The sequence below is a fragment of the Vibrio sp. Isolate22 genome (assembly GCF_022398115.1).
In the GTDB taxonomy this organism is placed as follows: Bacteria; Pseudomonadota; Gammaproteobacteria; order Enterobacterales; family Vibrionaceae; genus Vibrio.
In genome coordinates, this window is record NZ_JAKEUW010000075.1 from 1 (window position 1) to 19,898 (window position 19,898).

General features: G+C 44.9%; 14 protein-coding genes and 5 pseudogenes. 3 read left to right on the top strand and 16 right to left on the bottom strand.

Annotated features, from left to right (window positions below; genetic code table 11):
• Positions 1 to 657: IS4 family transposase (locus tag L1D55_RS24445; RefSeq protein ID WP_239919195.1), on the top strand; the 657-nt coding region annotated here is incomplete at its 5' end.
• 14 nt (positions 658 to 671) lie between these two features.
• Here L1D55_RS24445 and L1D55_RS24450 read toward each other — a convergent pair.
• Positions 672 to 1,586: pseudogene (locus tag L1D55_RS24450) on the bottom strand (IS110 family transposase); the annotation flags it as partial.
• Positions 1,587 to 1,702: 116 nt separating this feature from the next.
• Here L1D55_RS24450 and L1D55_RS24455 point away from each other — a divergent pair.
• Positions 1,703 to 2,347, top strand: coding sequence for an HAD-IA family hydrolase (locus tag L1D55_RS24455; protein WP_016769042.1), 645 nt, complete (start codon positions 1,703 to 1,705; stop codon positions 2,345 to 2,347).
• 486 nt (positions 2,348 to 2,833) lie between these two features.
• Here the strand turns inward: L1D55_RS24455 and L1D55_RS24460 are convergent, their stop codons facing one another.
• From L1D55_RS24460 to L1D55_RS24495, 8 genes are all read right to left on the bottom strand, one after another.
• The gene (locus L1D55_RS24460) at positions 2,834 to 4,621 is read right to left on the bottom strand and encodes an aminopeptidase P family protein (RefSeq protein ID WP_239919196.1); all 1,788 of its coding nucleotides are present in this window, start codon (positions 4,619 to 4,621) and stop codon (positions 2,834 to 2,836) included.
• Positions 4,618 to 5,616, bottom strand: a complete 999-nt coding sequence (locus tag L1D55_RS24465) for an oligopeptide/dipeptide ABC transporter ATP-binding protein (RefSeq protein ID WP_239919197.1) — start codon at positions 5,614 to 5,616, stop codon at positions 4,618 to 4,620. Before L1D55_RS24465 ends, L1D55_RS24460 begins: the two co-directional genes overlap by 4 nt.
• 8 nt (positions 5,617 to 5,624) lie before the next feature.
• A complete protein-coding gene (locus L1D55_RS24470; protein ID WP_016786403.1) occupies positions 5,625 to 6,614 on the bottom strand; it encodes an oligopeptide/dipeptide ABC transporter ATP-binding protein in 990 nt (329 codons plus the stop codon).
• 9 nt (positions 6,615 to 6,623) lie between these two features.
• A complete protein-coding gene (locus L1D55_RS24475) occupies positions 6,624 to 7,553 on the bottom strand; it encodes an ABC transporter permease subunit (protein WP_239919198.1) in 930 nt (309 codons plus the stop codon).
• Between the two features lie 10 nt (positions 7,554 to 7,563).
• A complete protein-coding gene (oppB, locus tag L1D55_RS24480; RefSeq protein ID WP_239919199.1) occupies positions 7,564 to 8,484 on the bottom strand; it encodes an oligopeptide ABC transporter permease OppB in 921 nt (306 codons plus the stop codon).
• Positions 8,485 to 8,553: 69 nt separating this feature from the next.
• Positions 8,554 to 10,164: a peptide ABC transporter substrate-binding protein gene (locus L1D55_RS24485; RefSeq protein ID WP_016769036.1), complete on the bottom strand. Its 1,611-nt coding sequence runs from the start codon at positions 10,162 to 10,164 to the stop codon at positions 8,554 to 8,556.
• A gap of 272 nt (positions 10,165 to 10,436) precedes the next feature.
• A complete protein-coding gene (locus tag L1D55_RS24490; protein ID WP_239919200.1) occupies positions 10,437 to 11,201 on the bottom strand; it encodes a transcriptional regulator in 765 nt (254 codons plus the stop codon).
• Between the two features lie 13 nt (positions 11,202 to 11,214).
• Positions 11,215 to 11,886 (bottom strand): GntR family transcriptional regulator, encoded by a 672-nt coding sequence (locus L1D55_RS24495; protein WP_016769034.1) that lies wholly within the window; start codon positions 11,884 to 11,886, stop codon positions 11,215 to 11,217.
• 617 nt (positions 11,887 to 12,503) lie between these two features.
• On the opposite strand from L1D55_RS24495, the gene L1D55_RS24500 reads away from it, so the two are divergent.
• Entirely contained in the window at positions 12,504 to 14,690 is a 2,187-nt protein-coding gene (locus tag L1D55_RS24500) for a M9 family metallopeptidase (protein ID WP_239919201.1), read from the top strand.
• Positions 14,691 to 15,253: 563 nt separating this feature from the next.
• Here L1D55_RS24500 and L1D55_RS24505 read toward each other — a convergent pair.
• From L1D55_RS24505 to L1D55_RS24535, 7 genes and pseudogenes are all read right to left on the bottom strand, one after another.
• Positions 15,254 to 16,744, bottom strand: a pseudogene (locus L1D55_RS24505) (IS3 family transposase).
• A gap of 43 nt (positions 16,745 to 16,787) precedes the next feature.
• Positions 16,788 to 16,949, bottom strand: a pseudogene (locus L1D55_RS24510) (regulator); the annotation flags it as partial.
• Between the two features lie 191 nt (positions 16,950 to 17,140).
• A pseudogene (locus L1D55_RS24515) lies at positions 17,141 to 17,812 on the bottom strand (IS66 family transposase zinc-finger binding domain-containing protein); the annotation flags it as partial.
• An 86-nt stretch (positions 17,813 to 17,898) separates the two neighbouring features.
• Positions 17,899 to 18,243, bottom strand: a complete 345-nt coding sequence (tnpB, locus tag L1D55_RS24520; protein ID WP_016785055.1) for an IS66 family insertion sequence element accessory protein TnpB — start codon at positions 18,241 to 18,243, stop codon at positions 17,899 to 17,901.
• Positions 18,240 to 18,539 carry an IS66 family insertion sequence element accessory protein TnpB gene (locus L1D55_RS24525; RefSeq protein ID WP_239919202.1) on the bottom strand — a complete coding sequence of 100 codons (300 nt, stop codon included), beginning with the start codon at positions 18,537 to 18,539 and terminating at the stop codon, positions 18,240 to 18,242. Before L1D55_RS24525 ends, tnpB begins: the two co-directional genes overlap by 4 nt.
• A gap of 627 nt (positions 18,540 to 19,166) precedes the next feature.
• Positions 19,167 to 19,382 (bottom strand): IS3 family transposase, encoded by a 216-nt coding sequence (locus tag L1D55_RS24530; RefSeq protein WP_239915817.1) that lies wholly within the window; start codon positions 19,380 to 19,382, stop codon positions 19,167 to 19,169.
• Positions 19,381 to 19,898 (bottom strand): annotated as a pseudogene (locus tag L1D55_RS24535) (IS3 family transposase); the annotation flags it as partial. The pseudogene L1D55_RS24535 and the gene L1D55_RS24530, both read right to left, overlap by 2 nt.

The following is a 19,898-nucleotide window of genomic DNA, read 5'->3' on the forward strand; positions in this document are numbered from 1 at the left end:
CGTGTCCGAGGTGAAGTATCAATCAAACAGCCCCAAAAACCTTGGGTCTCAAATAAAACCTTTTATCCAAACGCTGTCCATAAACCCAAATATCTTGGCCACTGCTTATTAGCAAAGAGATCACCGATATCTTGTGAAGCCTATGTTTACAAGGGATTAGAAAAAGGCAGAAAAGCCCAGCGCCATAGCAGAACCAGCCAAAAACACTCCGCTACACATCTCTATCAACGCAGTGCAAAGGAGCCGTGGTTACTCGCTACCAATATCCCTAGACATATCTTAAATGAAGTACAAATTACTAACCTGTACGCCAAGCGCATGCAAATAGAAGAAGCTTTCCGCGATCTAAAGAGTACCGCCTATGGGATCGCACTTCGTCACAACAGAACTCGTTGTACTAAGCGATTGGATATCCTACTTCTTATTTCGTTGCTCGCTGAAATCTTGATGTGGTGGAATGGCCTCATTGCAGTACAAGCCAAGTGGCATTTTGACTTCCAAGCCAATAGCATTAAACACCGCCGAGTTCTATCCATACCTCGTCTAGGAAGAGAGGTACGAAATCATCGACGATATCAAATTAACGAATCCCAATATCAATGGGGAATGTTCGAATATCAAAGGCTCACACACAACGCAGGACTAGGGCAATTATGAGGGGATCCGTCAGCGCCTCGACACCACTGACTTAACTTATCTTGCTTGTCGCCTAAGTTGGCAATCACGGTCCTTGCGCCGTGAACTAATAGTGTTCTCAAATATTTATCACCGTGTTTAGTTATTCGGCCCAACCGAGGTTTACCTCCTGTGGAATATTGCTTTGGCACTAGTCCCAGCCAAGCTGAAAAATCACGGCTTTTATCAAATTGAGAACTATTGCCTATCGAAGCGAGTATCGCAGTAGCGGTTTACGGTCAAATACCTCGAACTTTCATCACTCGTTGAACATTAGCGCTGACCTTAGCTAAAGAATCAAAGGCTTGTTCAGTATCGGCGATACGTTGATTCAACTCACCAAGATGGTGATAAGCATCGGCTATTACTGTTCTAGCGAGGTGTGGAAGTTCATTTTCTGCGTCTTCGAGCATTAAGGGAACCTGTTTCATTAATGAAGAGCGACCAACGGGAATGATCAACCCGAACTCAGCCAGAAAGCAGGGCGCGCATGCGATTCATAAGTGCGGTGCGCTCACTAACTCAATGCTCCCTCATTCTATGTATCGATAAGATGGCTTGCTGTTCGGAGGATTTTACGGGCACAAAGCGAGTGGATGGACGTTGAACAGCTTCGCAGATAGCAACAGCATCGTTAAGGTCGTTCTTTCCCTTAGTTCGATAAGGAATTACGTATTTAACAGCCATAATGCGGGCGTCATGATCCAGTTTATGGAGTATTCTTGCCCAATAATGTGCACCATCACACGCTTCAACGTCTATACGTATGAGTGAAATATTTGCTATTGTAGTCAGTAGTTTAGAGCGAGTTACCGACTTATGAAGTATGACCTTACCATTTGGTCTACGGCATGAAGACTAAAGTGGTTTTTAGCTAGATCGATACCGCAGACATGAGAATAATCAGACATGGTGCCTCCGATGCATTTAAGTACCACATAAGTGTGGCAGATCCTCGGTAGGGGAATCCATGTTTCGTTATGGTTCTTTGCCATTTTCGTAGTTGTAAATTTAAGGGGTAGGTTTGATGAATAGACATTCATGTAACGGGTTTATATTTGATGTCGATGCGACTCTTGTAAACACAACGCTGGTTATAAATAATATTTGGAGAGAGTGGGCTGAAAAAAACGGAATAGAGTTTTCAATTGTACATCCACATGTCCATGGTAGAAAAATTTCCGAAACGTTAGAATTAGTAGGTTCCCAATATGCAAATGCGAATGAAGAAAATGTAGTTAAAAAAATCGCAATAAAAGCAATGGAGTCAGCCACTGAAATTGATGGAGCATTAAGTTTTGTAGAAAACATTCCTAAATGTTCGTGGGCAATTGCTACGAGTGGGCCAAGGACAGTTGCTGAGACAAGTTTACGTGCGTCTGGATTTAAGTTGCCTACGAACATGGTATGTGCTGAAGATGTTAATTTTGGTAAACCTCATCATGAACCATTTACGCTTGCATCTAAAAAACTAGGTTTGAATTCGATGAGCTGTGTTGCTTTCGAAGATTCACCTGCTGGTGTTAAATCAGCTAAAGAAGCAGGGTGTTTTACTGTAGCTATATTAACTAGCCATAAAGAATCTGAATTAGCTTTAGCTGATCTAATTGTTAATGGCTTTTCAGATCTAGCAATTGAAAACAAAAACGGTTCGTATGAACTATGTTGGTAAAATATAACAAATAAGGATTAGGGTGTTGCGCAGCGAACACTAAATCCCGAGTTTTGAACAAGCCCGAAGCAACTTTATTAAGTGAATTATTCGATGATGATCGAGGGGCACTGCGCCTTGAACTGGTCTATTCACGCTGGGCATCAAGTTAATGACTTTCCATACCTTTAGTTATTCATGAATTGCTAATTTAGCACAACCACTGACACAGAAATATACGTATAAACCTATCATGAGCCCCATTGCAGCGTAGCTGCTATGTTCAAAAAGGCAAGTATAAGTGGCCTTCAAAAGAGAAAAATTAGGTATTTACGCTGACTCAATTCGAGCTAGATAGACATTTGCCAATCCCTCAACTAGGACATCTGCTTTAGGTGAGGTTTCGGGGGAGTTTGATCACAGGCATACGTCAGACTCATTTTTCCCCATATTTCCCCGGCTCCTAGATTATTAGAAACTTAAGTTGTAAACACAGCAGAAGATGATTTATATCGGTTGAGTTACCTTAGTCAGCCACTCACACTCCTGAGCCGCAAGATAAGGAGAGATTTCGCTTAGACATTGCTGATGATAGTTGTTGAGCCAGGTAACTTCACTTGCATCTAGCATCGACTTATCAATCATCGTTGTAGTAATCGGAGCAAGGGTGATAGTTTCAAAACCGTAGAAAGAGCCAAATTCATTCTCTTCAATTTCGACGACTTTCATGATGTTTTCGATGCGTACACCGTGAATACTTTCTCGATATACACCTGGTTCGTTAGTGATCACCATGCCCGGTAGCAAAGCAACTTCGTGTGGACTTTGTGAGAAGTTCTGTGGCCCTTCATGAACATTCAAGCAAATACCAACCCCGTGCCCAGTGCCACATTTGTAGTCAATACCATGCTGCCAAAGCACGCCACGCGCCATAATGTCGAGATTAGCGCCTGTCGAGCCTTTCATAAATCGAGCTTGAGTCAGGCGAATGACCGCTTTTAGCACCAAGGTATAGTCACGTTTTTCTTGCTGGCTTGGCGTGCCAAAGTGGAAGGTACGGGTAATATCTGTCGTACCTCCTGGGTATTGACCACCAGAATCGATTAAGAAGAAATGAGACTCACCGACAGCGTAGCTGCTCTCTTCGTTGGCGGCGTAGTGCATCTTGGCACCATGTTCAGCGTAACCTGCGATAGTTCTAAAGCTATCGCCAATGTAGCCATTGATTTGTTTGCGGTAACCCATTAATGTCTGCTCGGCGTTAAGCTCAGTCACATGTCCGCTTGGCACTTGTTCATCGAGCCATTTCATGAACTTAACCACAGCGGCGCCATCTTGGCGAAGAGTCTCTTCTAGGCTGCTTAGTTCTGTTGAGTTTTTCTGTGCTTTGATTAAAGTTACTGGGCACGGTTTATCTATAAGGGTTAACTCTGACTTCTCCTGACTGATGAGTAGACTGTCGCTATTCTTTTCGGTGTAGATCAGCGAAGAGCCTTTATCTATCAGGTTTAATGCCGTGCTAAGGTGCTCGTAATCGTGAACATGAATTTGGTGTTTTTCGAGCTCCTGACTCACTGAGTGAGTTAATTTTCTTTGATCAATAAACAGGCGACTACTGGTATGATCTATCAGTAGATAGCCTTCAGAAATTGGGCAGTAAGCGGTATCGCCACCACGAATATTGAGTGTCCACATTACGTCATCGAGTGTGCTGATAAGCAGCGCATCGGCAGATTGTTCTGTCAGGTAGTCACGGATCTGATTCAATTTTTCTGATGCACTTAATCCAGCAACGCTGAGCGGATGGTTGAACAATAGCGCAGATGGTCTTGCGGGGCGGTCATGCCATATCGGTGAAATTAGATCCTGGTCGAGAACGATGTTAATAGATTTACTAGTGAATGCACTTTTGAGTTCAAGATAAAACTGCTGACTGATACTGCGCCCATCCACACCTATTGCAGAGTTCTCAGGTAGTGTTTGAGCCAGCCACTGCGCAATGGTTGGGGCTTCAGGCAATCTTGCTTTAAATAGATCTAGCCCCGATCCTGTAAGCTGCTCAGCGCCTTGAATATAATAACGGCCATCGGTCCATAGACCACCGCCATCTTTGGTGACGACAACATCGCCCGCCGAACCTGTAAAGCCCGAAACCCATTGGCGAGCTAGCCAGTAATCAGCAGAATACTCACTCGTATGAGGGTCATTGTTGGTGACGATATAGGCATCCAATTGGTGTTGGTTCATGCCTTCTCGTAAAGCTGCAAGACGTTGTGGAACCGTGGTGATTGTCATAATGGTTGGCTTCCTAGCAAAGTATGGGTACAGAAAATATGGTGATCATTGTGACCACTCTTAGTTGGTTTTTGTGCGCCACATAAATCAGTCGCGCTTGGGCAGCGCGTTCGGAATACACAGCCACTAGGTGGGTTCAGTGGTGAAGGTAAATCTCCCGGTAATAATTGAATATCCCGATTGCGCGCTAGTGTTGGGTGAGCAATTGGTACCGCAGACAACAGTGCTTTGGTATACGGGTGCTGCGCATCGTCGAAGACTCTGTCGTAGCGACCGATTTCCATTGGCTTGCCTAAATACATGACCATGACTCGGTCACTGATATGACGAACCACGCTAAGATCGTGGGCGATCATCACCAGTGTTAATCCCATCTCTTGTTTAAGGTCATCAAGCAGGTTAATGACCTGAGCTTGAATCGAGACATCCAGCGCGCTGACAGGCTCATCACACACCACCAAATCTGGCTTGAGAATCAGTGCACGGGCGATACCGACACGCTGGCACTGTCCGCCAGAAAATTCATGTGGGTAGCGGTTACGTTGACTGGCGAGCAGGCCGACTTTATCCATCATGGCGATGACTCGGCTTTCTACTTCTTGACGTGTCAATTGTGGTTCGTGAGTCAACAACGGCTCGGCGATACACTCGGCAATCGTCAGACGCGGGTTTAGACAAGCGGATGGATCTTGAAACACCATTTGGAATCCACGTCGGCGTTTGGCTAGTTCATGCTTACCAAAACCACGCATATCTTCGCCTTTCCAATGCAGTTGTCCGCCAGTTGGTTCAATTAAGCGCAGCAGGCCTCTTGCAAGCGTTGATTTTCCGCAGCCAGATTCGCCCACAATACCTAGGGTTTCACCACGGTACACATCTAGATCAATGCCATCGACCGCTTTGACCAGCTTACGCCTACTCGGCAGGATATGCTTGTTAATAGCAAAGTGGACTTTAAGATCGCGCGCTGAAAGTAATATTTCTGGTTTTGTCATACGTCCTCCTAAGCTGAGCGAGCAATATTGGCGATGGTCGTGGGTGCATTGACATGACAAGCAAGACCTTGATGATGAGAAAGCGAGCGAAATGGCGGCACAGTAGCACTGCATTCCGCTCTATAGTTCGCGCAGCGTTCTTTAAATGGACAGCCTTTATTGTGAATCAGTGCACTTGGTGGATTGCCCTGAATGGTCGGCAATCGATCCATATCTTCACTGATCGATGGAATCGCTTTGAGTAGACCTTGGGTATAAGGGTGAGCAGGGGAGTCAAAGATCGAATCGGTATCGGCTTCTTCCATTTTTCTTCCGCCATACATGACTAAGACACGGTCACACATTTCTGCGACCACGCCCATATCGTGGGTGATCAGCAAAATTGCCGTGTTAAATTCGGCCTGAAGCTCACGCAGTAAAGTTAAGATTTGCGCTTGCACCGTCACATCAAGAGCAGTGGTGGGTTCATCCGCAATAAGCAGCTCTGGTTTACACAGTAGCGCCATAGCTATCATCACGCGCTGACGCATGCCGCCTGACATTTCATGAGGATACTGAGCCATACGTGTAGCAGCGGATGGAATTCGTACCGCATCAAGCATCGCAATCGCCTCGGTTTGTGCTTCTCGCTTTGACATACCTTTGTGGATCATCAGCACTTCCGCTAACTGCTTTCCGACCTTCATAAATGGATTAAGCGAGGTCATTGGGTCTTGGAAGATCATGCCAACCTTCTCAGCGCGAATGTGATTGAGCTGTTTTTTCGACATTGTGAGGAGGTTTTCACCGTGGAAATTGGCTTCACCAGTCACCACCCCATTATCGGCAGTTAACCCCATCAATGCGAACACCGATTGGCTTTTTCCTGAGCCCGATTCGCCGACAATGCCGAGCGTTTCACCTTGCTTGATTGAGTAAGAAAGATCGCTAACCGCCTGAACCAAACCGTCAGGAGTTTGAAAGCGTACGTTCATATTATTTATTGAAAGAATACTCATCACTACTCCTTAGCGATCTTTTGGATCAAGTGCGTCACGTAAGCCGTCACCAATAAAGTTAAAGCAAAACAGTGTGGCAACAAGAAAGATGGACGGGAACACTAACTGCCATAGGGCTACATCAATGGTTTTAGCCCCTTCGGCGATTAGAATGCCCCAGCTAGTATCAGGCGGCTGAACCCCTAGGCCTAAAAAGCTTAGGAAGGACTCAAACATGATGAAGCCAGGTACCATGAGTGATGAGTAAACCATCACAATACCAAGTACGTTCGGCAATACATGACGGCGAACGATGGTTAGGCGAGAGACCCCAATCGAATGGGCCGCTTCAATGAATTCACGTTTTTTTATGCTGAAGGTTAAGCCTCGTACTACTCGGGCGATCCCAAGCCAAGAGACCATACCAATCACAACGAAGATCAAATATATGTTGTTGCCAAATAGGGTGACAAACAAAATCACCAAGAACATAAAAGGAACAGAATCGAGCACTTCGATTATGCGCATCATAGTGCTATCAACCATGCCGCCAAGGTAGCCAGATAATGCGCCCCAAGCGGTACCGATCACAACGGCAACCAGTGCGCCCATAAAGCCGACCATGATAGACAGGCGGCCGCCTTGCATGGTGCGGGCGAAGATATCTTGGCCGAGATCGTCGGTGCCAAAGTAGTGACCGGAGCTAATTGAAGGCTTGCCGAGTTCATACGGGTCGGCGACTACATTCCAGTCAATCTCGTCATGACCGAATGAAGCCAAATGAGGGCCAAAAACAATGCACAAGACAATAAAACCTAACACGTAGATAGAGGTCATTGCCGCGCGATTTTTGCGAAATCGTGCCCACGCATCTTGCCATAGGCTTCGGCCTTCAACCGCTTCAATGTTGGAGCTCATTTGGTCTGCCAGCTCCTTGGCATCAATTTGTTTGGTTAACATTCGCTACCTCCTAAACACGAATGCGCGGGTCGATGACGGTGTAAAGAATGTCGACCACTAAGTTGAAGAAGATCGTTAATGCAGCGACGATGAGGGTAATCCCCATAACTAAGCCGTAATCACGGTTGAGTGCACCCGAGACAAAGTGCTGTCCCATTCCGCCTGTGCTAAAGAAAATGTCGATGATGACGGAACCTGTCACCACGGCAACAAAGCTTGGCCCCAACATGGCAATGATAGGGATAAGGGAAGGGCGCAGCGCGTGATGGAATAATATGTAGCTGGTGGAAAGGCCTTTGGCTTTCGCTGTACGAATATAGGGTTGATTGAGCGTCTCAATCATCGCGCCGCGCATAACACGAGCGATACTCGCCACTGAGCCTATCGCAAGGCTGAGTACTGGAAGAACTAAAAACGCGAGTTCCCCGCCTTCCCAGCCACCGGCAGGAAGCCAACCTAAATGAATAGAGAAGATGGTAACTAACACTGGCGCCAAGACAAATGCAGGGATGACTACGCCTGTCATTGAAAGTGACATCAGTAAGTAGTCGAGCTTACCATTGCGATTGAGCGCCGCGATAGTGCCCAAAACCATGCCAAGAGGGACGGAAATACAAAATGAAATCACGCCAAGTACTGCTGAAACAGGCCATGATTGAGCGACTAACTTGGTAACACTGAAGTCTTGATAGACAAAACTTGGCCCTAAATCACCTTGAATGAAGTTACCAATGTAGATAAAAAACTGAATGATAAAAGGTTCGTTAAGATGGAACTTAGCTTCAATATTGGTACGTACCACTTCAGGCATCGGGCGTTCCATATCGAAGGGACCACCGGGTGCGATGTGCATCAGCCAAAATGAGACTAGCGCGATAAACAACAGCGTAGGCACTGCAATCAGCAAGCGGCGAAGAATATACAGCAACATGACCTATCCTTTCCTTAGAAAAAAGCCCGCAACCTACGAGGACATCGAGGTGCGGGCAAACCGTCCCAATTAACGGGCCATTACGTAAACATTTTTGCGGTAATACGAAGACTCTGGGTTGGTACGCTCATAACCACCTACGTGAGCCTTAATCAGGTATTGGTCGTTACCATTGCGATACATAGGGATGATCGCCATATCTTCGATCAGCAGCTTCTCTGCGGCAATGTACTCTGCTGATGGGTCACTGAGGCTTTTTGATTCTGCCATCAAGCGGTCATACTCAGGGTTATCGTATTTAGAGTCGTTGTATTCGCCTGTTGAAACGAAGATGTCTAACCAAGTTGATGCTTCATTGTAATCAGCGGTCCAACCACCACGGCTGATGTTGCCCGGATCTTTCAGCGCATAGAATACTTTAGGTTCAAGCTGTTTGATTTCGATCTGTGCTCCTAGCACGCTTTTCCACATGCCGGCCATAGCCGTTGCCATTTTCACGTCTTTTGAAAAGGTTGGGATGGTGAATGTCAGCTTAAGAGGGTTTGATACACCGTAGCCTGCTTCTTTGATCAAAGCTTGTGCTTGTTGGTTACGTTTAGCTTGATCCCAAGTCGCAAACTCTGGGGTATGAGTCTTAAAGCCATCGGTTTGTGGCGGTACTAGAGTGAACATTGGAATGCCACCATTTTTCGCAATCGCTTTGGTGATGATATTACGGTCGATTGAGTAAGAAAGTGCCTGACGTACACGAAGGTCTTGGGTAGGCCCTTTTTCCGTATTTAGGTAGTAGAATGTTGAGCCAAGTGAAGCGCTGGTGTCAGCCACTTGTTCAGGAAACTTCTTAAGTAACTTGTTCTTTTGCGCGGAAGGAATCGAAAGCGCTTGGTCGATTTCGCCTGCTAGGTAGCGGTTAAGTGCCACGTTAGCATCGCCAATCGGTAGCCAAGTAACTTTCTCTAAGACAACGTTATTCGCATCCCAATACTTGTCGTTTTTCACCATTACCATTTTCTCGTTCACTTTCCAGTTAGATACAGTGAAGGCACCATTGGTGACGATGTTTTCTGGCTGAGTCCATGCGCTACCATGTTTCTCGGTGGTCGCTTGATGGACAGGCGCTAGTACAGGGTGGCTAAGCAGTTTGATGAAGAAAGGAACTGGCTTTTCAAGTGTAACTTCAAAGGTGTGGTCATCAATAGCGCGCACGCCTAAAGAGTCGGCGGAAGCTTCGCCCTTCATAATTTTGTTAGAGTTTTTGATGCCCGGAATAGCGGCAAACCAAGCATAAGGGGAGGCCGTTTCTGGATCGATTAAGCGTTTCCAACTGTAGACGAAATCCTGAGCGGTTAGAGGGTCGCCGTTCGACCATTGTGATTCGCGTAGCTTGAAGGTGTAGACGGTATTGTTGTAATTCGCTTGCCAGCTTTCAGCAATACCAGGAATGGTTTTACCTTGCTTATCTTGAATCGTCAGTCCTTCAAATAGGTCGCGACCTAAGTTGAAGGCTGGCTCTGCAGCTTGCTTCGCTGGGTCAATTGAAGTGACCTCGGCGCCATTGTTAAGTACGATTTCTTGTTTGTCTGCCAGTTGTGTTCCTGCTGGGTAGGGCTTCGCGACGGTATTGCCTGCCATAAATGCCGCAGCAATAGCACTTAATGCGATCAGTTTTTTTGCTTTCATAGCTTCCTCGTTATTTCCTTATAGGACTGACCCTATGGCGAAATAGGAGGGGAGGTTAACGCCATGAACGGTTTGGTATTAACCGACATTTCACCATTAGGGATGAAATGAATGTATATTGTATAAAATGCTCGAACAAACACTATTTAACATGCTTGTAACAAGGTGGCAAAAGCAGAGACCAGTGGTCTTAGTTTTTGAGACTGGATAAAATTTAATCGTATAAATATGTTGAAACCGCTGTGAGATCACAGCGGCGGTTTATCCATTGATTATGTATTACGAAAACGTGCGGAGACTTGCTTGAGGAGCTCACCATTGATTTCTGGTAAGCCATCAGAAAAGAAGATTTGTTGGCCCGAGGTGTTACGAAATAGCACATTGGTTAATTCACCGATGTTGTTTGCATAGTTAGCGGCGTGCATCTCTCCAATCTTTTGATCCACTTCTTGTTCAAGCTTCAGCCTTTGCTCGGGTGTTAACCTAACCCGAGCATGGCAGACCTGAGAAAGGGTGGGATCCGCCATGGATACATGCTCAAATCGGCGTTTAAACAAGGTATCGAGCGCAGTGCCTTCTTCTATAATGAAGCGACGCCCTGAGCGGTAGAAGACTTCATCGCCAAGATTTTCGATGTAACCGAGCACCTCGGCAATGCTGAGGTAAAAGCGCAAACTTGTGTCTGATAGCTGATACTTTTCTGCCACCTCTTCGGGCGTAAGATTACATGAGGTGATTAAGTAGATAAAGTCGAGTAAATAAGGATGCTCGACAAACAGGGCATTTTGCTCACCAGATAAGAACTGCTCATTATCTCGTTGAATTTGAATCGCAATTTCTGACAGTTCTTTTAAGTCCGTATTGAGGTGATTGGTGTAGATGAGGATCTTATCGAGCCCAAGGGAGGGGTTATGCAGATGACGTTTGATTGTCGATAGCGGGATGCTAGTCTTCTCTGACAAGGCGCTGTAGCATAACCCTTTTTCTTTGATTTTAAGGCGAATCGCGGCTAATAAAAACTCAGGACCAATATGCATGCGGACTACTCCATTAGGATGGATCGTTCTGGCGTTTTAACAACAAATCACGAATGGCGGCACCCGCTTCAAGAATATGTTTTTTAAGCATATATTTAGCACCATCGATATCGCGGTTTTGACACATCTCAAGCAGCGCTTGGTGCTCTTTGTCTGCTTTGACTGTTCCTTCGGTGAACAACAACTGCATACGGATGTAACGATCACACTTGGTATTGAGGTTGTAGATAACGTCCATGGTTTCTGGCATTTCAGCAGGAGCATAGAGCGCTTTGTGTAGATCATAGTTGTAGTTGCTCCACTCTTCAACTTCATCACCGCGGCTAACGACATCATCAAAGCGCTCGCGAATGGCGTTGGCTTTGGCAAGGTCTTCATCGGTCATCTTTTGAATCGCGCGTTCCAAAATGTGGCACTCAACCACAGCTCTTAGCTCAAACAACTCATCAATCTTATCTGGAGAGAGCTCGGTAACGGTTGCACCTTTATGAGCTTCAAAGCTTACTAACCCTTGTGCTTCTAGTTGCATTAAGGCTTCGCGAACGGGTATACGGCTAACGTTAAACTCTTTAGCTAGTGCATCTTGGCGCAAAGGCTGACCATTTTTTAACTCTCCTTTGAGAATTTTAGTGCGAATCGCTTCTTCGACTAGTTGGGTTCGAGTTTTAAAAACAGGTTGTGACATCCAAGTCTCCAGTAGTGCTTCTTCAATATTGTATTCAATATACTATTTTATCGGCAAATGTGAATAAACAACGTGCAAGTGTCTTATTTTTTGGGGATAGGCAATAGTTGGTTCTGTCGCAAATTCTGATAAAGACGTGGCAGAGCCATTCTCTAAACGCAATTATCCAGCGAGTGCATAAAGTTCTCGTAGGCGGTCAAAGAGCCACTGTTAATAAGTGATTGGTTGTATTGCTTCCAGCTGGTTTTTTTGTAACGTGGTTTAGGCATGAGGCTACGAGAGATAGTGGGCGTAGCTGATCAGATCGTAGGTTCTGGATTTAGTTCCATTGAATTACGCAACAAAGCCAAGGCAGGGTTAAGGATAGTTTGGTGTCATTTAGGTATACAACTTGATTGTTTGTGGTATTTATTGAGTTATCAATGCTGTTTTTTCCAGTAAAATTTTTTAAGTGCAGAACATTAATACTAGCAGCCTCAATAAGTTGTACTTGAGTAAGAAAAGCGTTGAATTGATTTTAAAAATTTTATGTTGCTTTAAGAATGAAATGTGTTCAGAAGAACGAACGGTAGCTAACTTCGGTTTGCTATTCATTACTCAACATAAGAAGAATTAAAATGAAACGTAGATTACTCACAACATCAGTTATTATGGCATTAAGCTTTAAAGCTTATGCCGTTGGTGCGCCAATACAGCAAAGAGACAACCAATTATTTCCATCACCACAAGAGTTCCACCACGGTGTAGAGCAGGCTTTGCCGGACAATGCACCGACAAAATTTATACCGCAAAACGTAAACCAACCGATTAGTCTATTAGCGGATGATGCGGTTTCAACTTGTACTGCAGATGTGTTTGCCGTGTCAGACAGTACTACACTGATCAATACCATTAAAAAAGAAGGTTCTGTTTGCGTTAACAAACTTTTTTCAGCCGACAGTAGTATTCAAGTGACCGCTTTTTCCTCACACCATATGTACAACGTGGCTAAACATGCTAGCAGCATGGCTCGAAATTATAATGGTGGTGGGGACGCAGAGTTGCAAGCTCTATTCTTATTTATACGCACGGGTTATTACGCGGAGTTTGATAACGATAATGTGTCGTTCGAAAGTTGGGTAACATCCGCGACGAAAGAGGCGGTGGACGAGTTTGTCAATAATGCGTTCTTTTTCCAAAATAATGATGGCCACGGTAAGGTTCTTGCTGAAGTGATTACCACCATGGATAGTGCTGAGTTACAGCACGTTTATTTAGATACGATCACCGAATGGCTAACTCGCTGGAATGCAGATTATGCAGAAAGCTGGGACATGCGTAATGCGGTAAATAAAGTGTTTACCATTCTTTATCGCGGTTTATGGAATGAGCAGTATGTTGAGCTGATCGGTACAAAAACAGCACTGATTGAAGTGTTGGCTAATTTTGCATTGAATGAATCTGCGCTTGGCCGAAAAGATGAATTTATGGCGATTAACGCGGGTCGAGAGCTTGGCCGAATGACAAAATATAAAGGTACTGTCATTGAACCTTTAGTCACGCAAAAACTGAAAACACTTTTCTCCAAGTATCAGATGTTTGGCTATGGTGACGGCGTTTGGTTAGGCGCTGCAGAAACAACCGCTTATAACACAGATTGTGAGCCGTACGGTATTTGCGATCTGAAAAGTAAACTGAAAGATTTGGTACTTTCACAGCAACACACTTGTAGTTCAACGATTCGTATTGTCTCACAAGAAATGACGGCAAAGCAGTATCAATCTGCTTGTGAAAAAATGGGCTATGAAGAAACCTATTTCCATAAAAAATTAGAAACGGGCAACCAGCCAGTTAAAGATGATCATAACACCCAACTGCAAGTGAATGTTTTTAACTCTAGTGATGACTATAAGAAATATGCGGGTTTAATTTTCGGTATTAGCACGGACAATGGTGGGATGTACTTAGAGGGAGACCCATCTAAACAGGGTAATATCCCCAATTTTATTGCCTATGAAGCATCTTATGCAAACGCCGATCATTTTGTATGGAACCTAGAGCACGAATATATTCACTATTTAGATGGTCGTTTTGATATGTATGGCGACTTTAATGCACCGACAGAAAGAACCGTTTGGTGGAGTGAAGGGGTTGCTGAATACATAGCACAAGAAGATGACAACAATCAGGCAGTTGATACGATTAAAGATGGTTCTACTTATACATTGGCGCAAATATTTGAAACAACTTATGATGGATTTGATGTTGATAGAATTTATCGTTGGGGCTATTTAGCGGTTCGCTTTATGTTTGAAGAGCATAAAGGTGAGATCAATAAAATGCTGCTAGAAACGCGTAAAGGTCATTGGTCTGGTTACAAAAGTTTGCTCAATCAATGGTCGTTATCTTATGAAAATCAGTTTGTTCAATGGCAACAGAAGCTAGTAAATGGTGGAGGCGGTGATACCGCTGCCTTTCCTGAAGATTGTTCTGTTGAGGCCAAAGTGGATGGTGGCAATGTAACTGCGGGTGTACCTGTTTGTTTAGCTGATCAGCAAACCGTTTGGTTAGGTATTGGAAAAGTCGATCAGCATCAGTCTATTGCTATCACAACCGCAAACGGTACTGGTAACTTATTGCTAGAATACAGCAATCAAGGCTGGCCAAATGGTTCCAATGTGGATGGGAGCTCAAACAAAGCAGGGAATAATGAGTGTATTTATTTGACCAATCAGAGTGATTACTGGGGGTACATAAAAGTGTCTGGTGAATTTGAGAACGCAGCCTTGGTTGTCGATTTCAATACCGAAGGTTGCCGTAACTAGTTGATGGGGTAATTAGCGTGGTTTAGCTGTTGTTAGAGTAATGACAATCGCTAAATTAATAATGAAAAGCTCTGACATCAAGGTCAGAGCTTTTTCGTTGTACGCCGAGCATGGCGTTGATCTAGGAGGTGAAATTCTTCTACTGGCTCAGTCGAACGAGAACCGTTAGCCTATGCAAGCGTGTTCACTATGAGGTGAAATGTAAAGGAAGAAAATGGCAAAACTTGGTTGTGACGAACAGAAACCTGATAGTAGGTCATTACAACTTGGGCAACCTATCAATAGATAGAATAGCCCAATGCCTCGACGGGAAGTGTGAAACGATAAATCAAGCACGACCAAGGGAAAGAGCAACGCCTTACCTTGGGAGATCTTATTGCTTGTCTCGGTTGAGACTAATGCAGCAGCGATGCAGTGTGATGGGCAATAAGAAGTCAGCAAAAGGCATAGTACCTTAAGGAAGTACAACTTAAGGTAAAGCCTGAACTGAATATATCAAGAATCAGTCACTAGACACTCAATCACGGTGTTTTTCAAGGTAGTTGTCATCATTTGCTTGCTTATTAAGCAGCTTCTCTTTCTGGATTCAGATGAACGTCACCAACAGGCGCGCAGTTCCTGATATCACCAGACCACCGCTCAGGCTTTCGCTGTTTTGCAGCGAACAATACCTCTACACGACGCTTCAAGATCTCTTTATCTTTTCCATTGTGACGCTCTGAAGGCGTGACGTAATTTAGCTTACTGTGCTTGTGCTCGGTGTTGTACCAGAGTACGAAGGCTTCAACCCAACTTCGGCTACTATCGAGACTTTCAAAGCCCTTTGTTGGCCAGTTTGGCATGTACTTAACTGTACGGAACAATGACTCGACATAAGGGTTATCATCACTGACTCTTGGGCGACTATATGACGAGGTAATACCTAACTCTTCCATTTTAGCTTTGAACGTCAACGACTTCATTGGCGCACCATTATCCGAGTGAAGAACCAGCGCTTGATTAAAGCACTGCTCTCGCATCAACGTCCTTTGCAGAAGTTGTGACGCCAGCTCACCGCATTCATGCTCATACACTTCATAACCAACAATTTTTCGACTGTAGATGTCCTCAATGACATACAGGTAATAATGTTGACCTCGAACCTTTGAGGGTAAGTAAGTGATATCCCAAGTATAGACTTGGTTCGAGTCCGTCGCTGTGTAACTGGTTGGCTTCGCTTGCTTCTGTCTGCTCCGCTGACGACCTCGCTTGTGAAGTTGCCCCTGCGTACTCAACACTCGGTAGTAGCTCGACTCAGAGGCGATGTACTCACCTCTATCAAGCAATGTCGGGACGATTTGAGTTGGAGGCAAGCTTGCGAACTCTGAGCGGTTACACACCTCGATTATCGCATCACGCTCTTCCTGCGACAGCTTGTACTTCTCCTTGCTGATACCAGCGACGATATGTTCTCAAGTCGATTTGAACTTCATGGCAAGCTGGCTCTAAACGACATCCACATTGCTTCGCTTCAAGGATAAGAGTCACTATGGTCTGCCTTTCATCGGTTGAGGTTAGTCTTCCTCTGGCTCTTCCCCGTAAAAGGCTCTCAGCTTTTTTCTTAGTACCAAGAGGGCGGCCGTTTCAGCGAGTGCTTTTTCTTTGAGTCGTAAATCTTTCTTCAACTCTTTGATTTCAAGTTTGTCAGCTTTAGCCTGCTTCTTTGCTTCAGCTTCGTGCTCTTTACTCGACTTAAACCCTTGCATACATTCGCTGCGCCAGCTTTGGATTTGCTCTGGAAAAAGACCTTTTTCACGACAATATTGGCTGAGTTCACTTTCTGTCATTGAGTAGGTTTCAGCGACAATGGCTAGTTTAGTTTGAGCAGACCACTGCTCTGATGAAGTGTTACTATTTGGCACGGCGGCTCCTGAACGTCTGAGTTGCTGGCGCCAATGATACAGGGTCGCAGTACTGATTCCTTCCTCTTCCGACACTTCTTTAACTGACATCGAATAGGGAGGTAATAGCTTCTTCAATATAGCTTCTTTTCTTTCTATTGAGATACGAGACACAATTACTCTTTATCGCCCAGACTGGTTAAATTTTAACAGTGACAACTACCCTGCCAGATAGGGGCAGCTCCATCCTGTCGTATAACATTTTGAACTGTACCCAATCTTCGCTAATGCTTAGTTCCCGACCTTTTGCCATTCTCATAAGCCTTTTACACTCTGGAGGTATTGGATTTCCCTCATCCCAACCTGTGATAGTTCTCACAGATTTAAAAGTAAGCGTCTAATTAAGCAGTGAGGCCTTATTCGGCCTCATCTATGTCTAGGTTCCACGGCATAAGATCGGTCAGATCGTCTTGAAGGGATCGCGTTGGTAGCACTTTGAACAAGTGCGCGAAGTAATAATACGGGTTGATGTTATTTGCCCGACACGTCATCACTAAGCTATACAAGCGGGTTACTGCCCAATTGCACACACCAGTTGGCGAGTGTTCCACGGCTTAAGTCGATATCAGAACGCTTTAATATCTCGACTTGGCGATAAAGCGGCAGCGCATCAACATATTTTGCTGTCACAACAGCCGCGAAGGCTTCAGGGCTACCGATGCTTTTCGGGATCATATTGGCAGGTCGAGGCGCGGTGATAATTTTGCTGCTGGTTTGTGTTTTTTCACACTGCCGGCAAGCATATTTAGTGCGTTCATGGCGCACAACGCTGACTTTCTGAGGGATGATTTTTAGCTCTTCCGAGACTTCAGTTCCGCATTCATGCAGTGGCTCATTACAGCATTCACAGTAAGGGGCATTGAGGGAGTGTTGATGTACTTCGCGCTCTAGCTCGGCTGGTAGTGGTTTTCGGCCTTTTTTATGATGCTTAGGGGCTGACTTTGGCAACGCATTTTGCTGTTCGGCTTCGTTGAAAGTGCCTTTGGGCTCTTTTTCGCTTTTGGCCGAGAAGCGTTTGGATTTACTCAAGTTAAGTTGCTCAAGGAGCAACTGCATTTTGTTTTCTAACTCAACGACTTCCTCAGCTTGAGTGTCAACCGTTTTCTGGAGTGCACTGTTCTCTTCCTGAAGCTTAAGCAGCATCGCTTTGAGTTGTTCTACATCATCAGGAAGATCAGTCATGGTAAGGGCTCGTTATCTATCATTTCCACTTAGTCTGACAGCGAAAAAGGATCGTTCAAGCCCAATTTGGGGATCAGTATTCGAGCTCACACTTCTCTACCATATAGAGGTTGATGAGCCTTGGGGTTTTCAAGGTTTAGCCCAGATAATAGCCAGTTAAGTTGTTGCGTAGAGATATGGATATGCCCAACTGCTGTGGGTTTGGGCCACTTAAAGCGGCCTTTTTCTAGTCGGCGGTAATAGAGCCAAAATCCGTTGGTGTCCCAAAAGAGAATTTTGATTTTATCTCGGCCACGATTACAAAAGATGAACCACGCGCTGCTCAATGGATCCATTTCTAGCACATCCGCGACAATAAGAGACAGGCCATCAATCGACTTTCTCATATCGGTGATACCAGAGACGAGATAGACCGCGCCACTGGGGATCATTGCAGCGCCTTAAGCCAAGTTTGAATTTGTACCAGTGGTAATGAGGTTGGCAGTTCCGCTCTAAGTCCATTAGGTAGATGTACAACAACCGCCTCCGAACCTAAAGGTGGACGATCATTTATTACCACTTGATGGGCAACCTGCGCATCATCAGTTTGTTTGAGTTTCTTCAACCAATAATGAAAAGTGGCGTAATTGATGTCGTGCTCTTTGCAAAACTGCGGAAGAGAAAGTCCGCTTTCTTGCTGATTAGAGACAATGGTTGTCCAATGTTGGTGTTTTTCAGATTGAGTCATAGTTCCTCCGTTAGGTTGAAAAAACTATGACAAAGGTAGAGCGGAATTAGAACGTGTGGTTAATTAGACGCTTACGTTTCTGGTACGCAAAAATCAGGAGCTCACGATTGGTTTGGTGGCACGTAATGCGAACCTGTGTCGCCAGACCGTCAGTCGTTATGTCTATCTGTTTGAATGGATCAAGTCTGCTTTATCCGAAAGTAGGCGAAATGAGCCAGAGTATCGTGGTAATTATGCTGTTCATCAGATATCTGCCCCTGTAACGTTAAATTGTGTGGAGTATGAGGTAGGGAAAAAGAAGGCGGTACTTGAGTCGGCTTTTCCTTGAGTCGAATAATAGTGAGTAAAATATCGAGCCAAAATGAGAGCGCTTGGTAAATTCAAGAAGGGAGTTGCGGTTAGGTTACATTTATTGGAGATTCAATAGTCTTCCCCCTCACTTTTTGACCGCTAGCCCCTCTTTTAAAGAAGGGAAATGTTTGATGAGGGTTGAGTCTATATGCCTCTCATTCATGTGATTAATGTCTCATTTCGTGTAAATATGGACTCACCTGTCTTAGTTTGCTGTATATTTATACAGTTACTTAAGGGAGGAGTTGATCTGCTCCAGCCAGACTGGACACTTCATTAAGCGACATTTTGTTGTTCAAAGTTAACTGGGCTTAGATACCCAAGAGCACTGTGCCTTCTCGTTCGATTATAATCAACCTCTATGTACTCGAAGATCGTTTGGCGCATCTGCTCTCTCGTCATAATCGGCTCATATTGGATCGCTTCCACTTTCATAGAATGGAAGAAACTCTCAACACAAGCATTGTCCCAGCAGTTTCCTTTCCTACTCATACTCGAAGATCGTTTGGCGCATCTGCTCTCTCGTCATAATCGGCTCATATTGGATCGCTTCCACTTTCATAGAATGGAAGAAACTCTCAACACAAGCATTGTCCCAGCAGTTTCCTTTCCTACTCATACTTTGCTTGAGATTATAAGCAGTTATGAGATCTCGATAATCCTTTGAGCAGTACTGACTACCTCGATCACTATGAACGATAACCTGCTCGGGGAATCCGCGACGGAACAACGCCATTGATAGCGCATCACAGACCAGCRTAGCCGTCATTCTGGTATCCATAGACCATCCAATTACTTGTCTTGAGTAAAGGTCAATAATTACCGCCAAGTACAGCCAGCCTTCGCTTGTGGCTATATAGGTGATGTCTCCAGCCCATTTTTCATTCGGAGCCGATGCGCTAAAGTTCTGAGCCAACAGGTTTGGAGCAACAGGCATTTGATGCTTGCTGTCCGTAGTGCACTTAAACTTGCGTGCAGCTTTCGGCGTTAAATCTTGACGCTTCATAC

Bases quoted from the DNA above. Each gene is read 5' to 3' on its own strand.
- L1D55_RS24490 (WP_239919200.1), bottom strand. From the start codon at position 11,201: ATGCATATTGGTCCTGAGTTTTTATTAGCCGCGATTCGCCTTAAAATC.
- L1D55_RS24495 (WP_016769034.1), bottom strand. From the start codon at position 11,886: ATGTCACAACCTGTTTTTAAAACTCGAACCCAACTAGTCGAAGAAGCG.
- L1D55_RS24485 (WP_016769036.1), bottom strand. From the start codon at position 10,164: ATGAAAGCAAAAAAACTGATCGCATTAAGTGCTATTGCTGCGGCATTT.
- L1D55_RS24465 (WP_239919197.1), bottom strand. From the start codon at position 5,616: ATGACAAAACCAGAAATATTACTTTCAGCGCGCGATCTTAAAGTCCAC.
- L1D55_RS24455 (WP_016769042.1), top strand. From the start codon at position 1,703: ATGAATAGACATTCATGTAACGGGTTTATATTTGATGTCGATGCGACT.
- L1D55_RS24470 (WP_016786403.1), bottom strand. From the start codon at position 6,614: ATGAGTATTCTTTCAATAAATAATATGAACGTACGCTTTCAAACTCCT.
- oppB (WP_239919199.1), bottom strand. From the start codon at position 8,484: ATGTTGCTGTATATTCTTCGCCGCTTGCTGATTGCAGTGCCTACGCTG.
- L1D55_RS24500 (WP_239919201.1), top strand. From the start codon at position 12,504: ATGAAACGTAGATTACTCACAACATCAGTTATTATGGCATTAAGCTTT.
- tnpB (WP_016785055.1), bottom strand. From the start codon at position 18,243: ATGATCCCCAGTGGCGCGGTCTATCTCGTCTCTGGTATCACCGATATG.
- L1D55_RS24460 (WP_239919196.1), bottom strand. From the start codon at position 4,621: ATGACAATCACCACGGTTCCACAACGTCTTGCAGCTTTACGAGAAGGC.
- L1D55_RS24530 (WP_239915817.1), bottom strand. From the start codon at position 19,382: ATGAGTAGGAAAGGAAACTGCTGGGACAATGCTTGTGTTGAGAGTTTC.
- L1D55_RS24475 (WP_239919198.1), bottom strand. From the start codon at position 7,553: ATGTTAACCAAACAAATTGATGCCAAGGAGCTGGCAGACCAAATGAGC.
- L1D55_RS24525 (WP_239919202.1), bottom strand. From the start codon at position 18,539: ATGACTCAATCTGAAAAACACCAACATTGGACAACCATTGTCTCTAAT.